The 378-nt window shown below is 25.4% G+C and carries 1 protein-coding gene; it reads left to right on the top strand.

What is annotated here, in order from left to right:
- Positions 1 to 378, top strand: a 378-nt coding sequence (locus I6E31_12505) for a transposase (GenBank protein ID MCF2640778.1), incomplete at both ends; no start/stop codon positions are given.

Raw genomic sequence — 378 nt, 5'->3', positions numbered from 1 at the left:
CAATTAAAATTCCACCTATTTTACTTGATAAAAAGATTAAAGAGATTAGAATTATTCCTAAATTTAACGCTAGGTTCTTTGAAGTTCAATATACTTATGAAGTAGAAGAAGAACAAAGAAATTTAGATAAAAACCATGCACTAGCTATCGATTTTGGAATTAATAATCTTGCAACTTGTGTTACAAGTAAAGGTAGATCTTTCATAATAGATGGAAAAAAATTAAAATCTATTAATCAATGGTTTAATAAAGAAAATGCTCGTCTTCAAAGTATTAAAGATAAACAAAAGTATGGCAAAAAACCAACTTTAAGACAAAAATATCTATATAGTTCTCGCAATAATAAAGTAAATGACTATATGTCTAAAACAGCAAGAA

The organism is Fusobacterium varium (assembly GCA_021531615.1).
Lineage (GTDB): Bacteria > Fusobacteriota > Fusobacteriia > Fusobacteriales > Fusobacteriaceae > Fusobacterium_A > Fusobacterium_A varium_C.
Note: the sequence above shows the minus strand (reverse complement) of the source record. Positions and strands in the feature narration are given on the sequence as shown.